This window comes from Cysteiniphilum sp., from assembly GCF_057495195.1.
On sequence record NZ_JBXTEF010000030.1, the window covers coordinates 1 to 4,646 of the forward strand.

General features: G+C 38.5%; 5 protein-coding genes. 3 read left to right on the forward strand and 2 right to left on the reverse strand.

Annotated elements, in window-relative coordinates; translation table 11 throughout:
- Positions 1-99: 99 nt before the first annotated feature.
- Both ACY10D_RS03250 and ACY10D_RS03255 read right to left on the reverse strand, forming a co-directional pair.
- On the reverse strand, positions 100-435 hold the full coding sequence (locus ACY10D_RS03250) for a hypothetical protein (RefSeq protein WP_486999345.1): 336 nt from the start codon (positions 433-435) through the stop codon (positions 100-102).
- On the reverse strand, positions 407-691 hold the full coding sequence (locus tag ACY10D_RS03255; protein WP_486999349.1) for a BrnT family toxin: 285 nt from the start codon (positions 689-691) through the stop codon (positions 407-409). Before ACY10D_RS03255 ends, ACY10D_RS03250 begins: the two co-directional genes overlap by 29 nt.
- Positions 692-829: 138 nt before the next feature.
- On the opposite strand from ACY10D_RS03255, the gene rbsK reads away from it, so the two are divergent.
- The 3 genes from rbsK (at position 830) to ACY10D_RS03270 (ending at position 4,496) form a co-directional block, all read left to right on the forward strand.
- A complete protein-coding gene (gene rbsK, locus ACY10D_RS03260; RefSeq protein ID WP_486999346.1) occupies positions 830-1,741 on the forward strand; it encodes a ribokinase in 912 nt (303 codons plus the stop codon).
- On the forward strand, positions 1,738-2,490 hold the full coding sequence (locus tag ACY10D_RS03265; protein WP_486999347.1) for a Nif3-like dinuclear metal center hexameric protein: 753 nt from the start codon (positions 1,738-1,740) through the stop codon (positions 2,488-2,490). Before rbsK ends, ACY10D_RS03265 begins: the two co-directional genes overlap by 4 nt.
- Before the next feature lie 134 nt (positions 2,491-2,624).
- Positions 2,625-4,496 carry an APC family permease gene (locus tag ACY10D_RS03270; RefSeq protein ID WP_486999348.1) on the forward strand — a complete coding sequence of 624 codons (1,872 nt, stop codon included), beginning with the start codon at positions 2,625-2,627 and terminating at the stop codon, positions 4,494-4,496.
- Positions 4,497-4,646 lie beyond the last annotated feature (150 nt).

Here is a 4,646-nt window from a genome sequence, read left to right on the forward strand (position 1 = left end):
GTGATTTTATTCATCTTATCTTTAACTCAACCATTTTAAAACCCACTTACAAAAAGATCCCTATAAACCTATGCTTGAAAAGAGGGGAATATAAAATAATCAATGTCTTAATTGCTTGAGATCTTTAGTGTGCGCTTTTGCATAAGCATCCAAAACATCACGCATAAGTTTCTGATAACCTGCTCTTTCTCGATCACCATGAATTGCCTTAGCAAGTTTAATGAAAAATTCTTTACTTTCTTTGCTAATATTCAAGGAAACTCTTTCTAGCTCATTTGCTGCCATCAGCTGTTTAGGTGTAGGCAGAAAATCGTCTATCAACATAAACTCCATAGGCTCATCGCTGTAACTTATCGCCACCTTATTTTCTGCGGTTCTTTTATTTTTCGTACTCTCTTTAATAGACTCATTTTTTGTTTTTTTCATGTTTTTCATATGCTTTTTTACCTTTTCTCCAGTAACCTGCGCCAAATATTCTTATTACGTCTTTCCTAAATGTAAACCTAACAGTCAAGATACCACCAGTTTCCACCCTGCCAATACAATAATATCTATCCTCACTTACACTATGCTCAACATCTTTAGCAATAAGACGTTGTTCATCATAAAAAGCCTGTTTAGCAACTGTAAAACTCACACCATGTTTTTCTAGATTCAATCGTTCTTTAGCACTATCCCAGTCAAATTTCATCACAAACCATCTAGTCACCTTATAATGATGATTATAATGCACTTAGTTTTGATTTCAAGAAAATAGATTTACTCATTTAAAATATGATACGATAGCCACGATTTATATATTTTGAAACAAAAGTTAAGGATAGTGATTATGACAATAATGGTCATTGGTAGTGCCAATATGGATCTGATTATACAGGTTGAACACATTCCAAGCCCTGGAGAAACAATTTTAGGTGGACAATTTTTAACAGCTTCAGGTGGCAAGGGCGCTAATCAAGCAGTTGCAAGTGCGCGCCTAGGTAGTGATGTGTGCTTTGTTTCCTGTGTCGGTGAGGATGGTTTTGGTGAAACACTTATCAATAATTACCGCAAAGACAATATCAATATCAAACATATCAAGCGCAGCAATAAGCCTTCGGGTGTTGCGATGATTTATGTTGCCAAAAATGGTGAAAACTCGATTGCTGTTGCCTCTGGCGCTAACGCTTTATTAACACCTCAAGATTTAGATAAACTCACCACGCAATTTGCTGATAGTCAAATTGTCCTGACACAATTAGAAACCCCTATTGAAACCATTATGCGTGCTGGCGAATTAGCCAAAAGTAATCAGTGCTTATTTGTACTTAATCCAGCACCTGCGCAAAGCTTGCCTGATACGCTTTACCCACTAATTGACATCATCACACCCAACGAAACAGAAGCCGCACTCTTGACGGGCATTGAGGTTACAGATGAGTCGTCAGCGCTTATGGCAGCTAAAGTGCTCTTTAATCGTGGTGTTAGTAACGTTATTATCACTATGGGCGTACAAGGTGCTTTCTTCTATGATGGCAATATTGCAAAGCTTATTCCCACACACAAAGTAGCTGCCATTGATACGACTGCAGCAGGGGATACTTTTAATGGCGCCTTGGTTAGTGCGCTTGCTCAAGATAATACCTTGCTAGAGGCTATTGCATTTGCTAACAAAGCAGCAGCGCTCTCCGTCACCAAACTAGGTGCGCAAAGCTCTATTCCTTATCTTGATGAAATCACACACTCAAAGAGCCATATATGATCGATCAAAAAGAACTTAAAGCATATCTCAATCAACTATTAAATGTTGATATGATCAAGGATTATTGCCCTAATGGTCTACAAGTCAAAGGCAAAAAAGATATTCACACCATTGTCACAGGTGTCAGTGCTAGCCTTGAGCTAATAGAAGCCGCTATTTTAAAGAAGGCAGATGCCATTCTTGTGCATCACGGCTATTTTTGGAAAGGCGAGAACCAAACTATTACTGGCATAAAATACCAACGCATCAAAGCACTGATCAAGCATGATATCAATTTGTTTGCGTATCATTTGCCGCTTGATGTTCATCCAACACTGGGTAATAACGCACAATTAGCTCAACTTCTAGATCTTAATGTAAGCGCTGAATTTAATACAGGCACCACACCAAATTATGGGATTATCTGTGATCATCACACCACATTAACAGATCTTACAAAGCTTATTACCGACAAACTAAAACGCACCCCTCTTATTGTCGGTAAGATGAATGGAAACATTCAAAAAATTGCCATTTGCACAGGGGGGGCGCAAGATTTTATTGAACACGCCTATCATGCTGGTGCAGATGTTTATATCTCAGGTGAAATCTCTGAACGTACTACTTTAATCGCTCGTGAGTTAGGTATTACTTATATCGCAGCAGGACACCATGCCACTGAACGCTATGGTATTAAAGCCCTTGGTCAGCATCTTGCTAAGCACTTTGACTTAACACATCACTTTATTGATATTGATAACCCAGTTTAAATTCATTTACTTCTTTTACTCTTTTTGATCTTTTTACTCTTTTGCCTTTTAGATATTCTGCCAACATTGCCTAAAAAATAAAAATAGTGTAAATTCGCCAACTTAACCGATGAGAAACACGATGGATTTCACTTATGAAGTTAGGACGCATTTTTTTTGGCGACCCTATCCCTAAAGCACAAGCTGAAGAGCATGCTTTATCAAAGAAACACGCATTAGCTATTTTTTCTTCCGACGCACTATCCTCCGTAGCATATGCAACTGGTGAGATTTTAACAGTCCTTATCTTAGCGGGCACTGCAGCTTTAGCAATGTCGATGCATATTGCTATTTTTATTGCCATTTTGATCGTTGTTGTTGGGATATCCTACAAACAAGCGATTGATGCCTATCCAGAAGGCGGTGGCGCATACATTGTGGCACGTGAGAATCTAGGCACCTTTATGGGACTTCTTGCCGCAGGTGCGCTTATGCTTGATTATATCTTAACAGTAGCGGTGAGTGTCTCGGCAGGTATCTTAGCGATCACTTCGGCTTTTCCTGAAGTACAATCACATGCTGAGCTTATGGCCGTTATTGCAATTATTTTTATCATGTGGATGAACCTGCGAGGTATGAAAGAATCTGCTTCTGCCTTTATGTGGCCTACTTACGCTTTCGTTGTTGTTATATTATCTATGATTGGCATTGGACTTTATCGCTATCTGTCTGGTAATTTACCTCCTGTTGATTACTCACATGCCACGGACCTTATGGCGCCATTAACAGGAGTCTTAACCTTAACACTCATACTACGCGCTTTTTCATCAGGGTGTTCAGCAATGACAGGGATTGAAGCGGTTGCTAATGGTGTGATGTCATTTAAAAAGCCACGCGCTAAGAATGCATCAATCACCTTGATGGTTTTAATCGTACTCTTGATTTCAATGTTTTTAGGCATTTCTTTTCTGGCGTCTAAACTTGAATTACAACCACTCACAGATCAAAGTTTATTATCACAAATCGGACATAATATTTTTGGTGGAGGGGTATTTTATTATCTATTGCAAACGGTTACTTGTTTGATCTTATTACTCGCAGCCAATACCTCTTTTGCGGGTTTCCCACTTCTAACCTCAATGATTAGTAAAGATGGTTACTTACCAAGACAACTACAAAACGTTGGTGATCGATTAGCCTTTAGTAATGGCATTTTAGCACTTGCTGTTTTTGCTTGTGTGTTAATTATTATCTTTCAGGCAAATACCAGCGCCCTTATCCCACTGTATTCCATTGGCGTATTTTTAGCATTTACTTTGTGTCAAGCCGGTCTTGTACGTGTATGGTACAACCGTCGTCGTGAAGTCAAAAGTTGGTGGATTAAAGCTAGTATCAATAGCTTTGGGTGTCTATGTACTTTTATTGCCGTTATCGTCGTTATCGAGTCTAAATTTTTTGAAGGCGCGTGGATTATCATCATCGCTTTGCCACTGTTAATTTTAATGTTTTATCGCATTGCTCACCATTATCGTTTGGCAGATCAAGAATTATCATTAAGTGCTGATACCGGTTTGATTGAGACTTCATTGCAAAAAGACACACAATTAAAAGTGATTGTACCTGTCTCCAAATTACATAAAGGCACGATTGCAGCGCTTAGTTTTGCGCGCAAAATATCGCCTGATATCACACCTGTGACCATCAACATAAACCCTGAAAAAACCGCACGCTTACAAAAGCAATGGAATGAATTAAACTTCCCTGAAGAGTTAGTTGTTCTGGATTCGCAATATCAATCCCTCTCAAGACCGCTTATCAAGTTTATTCGTCGCACCGATTTAACTGAACCTCAGCGTGGACTGGCTGTGTTAGTTTTACCCAAAGCAGAAACGACCAAGCTATGGCATACTTTCTTACATAATCAAAAAACTGCTCTTTTGCGTTGGGGTTTAAAAAGTGTTAGTAAAACCGAGACCAAAGGTCAAGCACGGATTATTGTTGAGGTGCCTTATCAATTAACTGTTTAATTAATTGCCACTGAAGAAAATACTTCACCTTTATAAATTGAAAAAAACTATGCACATAAATTCGTACATCTTAATTGGGAGTGTTCATAAAACTGTGTCAATTTAAATTTAATATTGATGTAGTGTGTTATTGCTAGAATAAACAGAGCA

Coding starts and splice junctions, on each gene's coding strand:
- ACY10D_RS03250 (WP_486999345.1), bottom strand. CDS start 435: ATGAAAAACATGAAAAAAACAAAAAATGAGTCTATTAAAGAGAGTACG.
- ACY10D_RS03255 (WP_486999349.1), bottom strand. CDS start 691: ATGAAATTTGACTGGGATAGTGCTAAAGAACGATTGAATCTAGAAAAA.
- rbsK (WP_486999346.1), top strand. CDS start 830: ATGACAATAATGGTCATTGGTAGTGCCAATATGGATCTGATTATACAG.
- ACY10D_RS03265 (WP_486999347.1), top strand. CDS start 1,738: ATGATCGATCAAAAAGAACTTAAAGCATATCTCAATCAACTATTAAAT.
- ACY10D_RS03270 (WP_486999348.1), top strand. CDS start 2,625: ATGAAGTTAGGACGCATTTTTTTTGGCGACCCTATCCCTAAAGCACAA.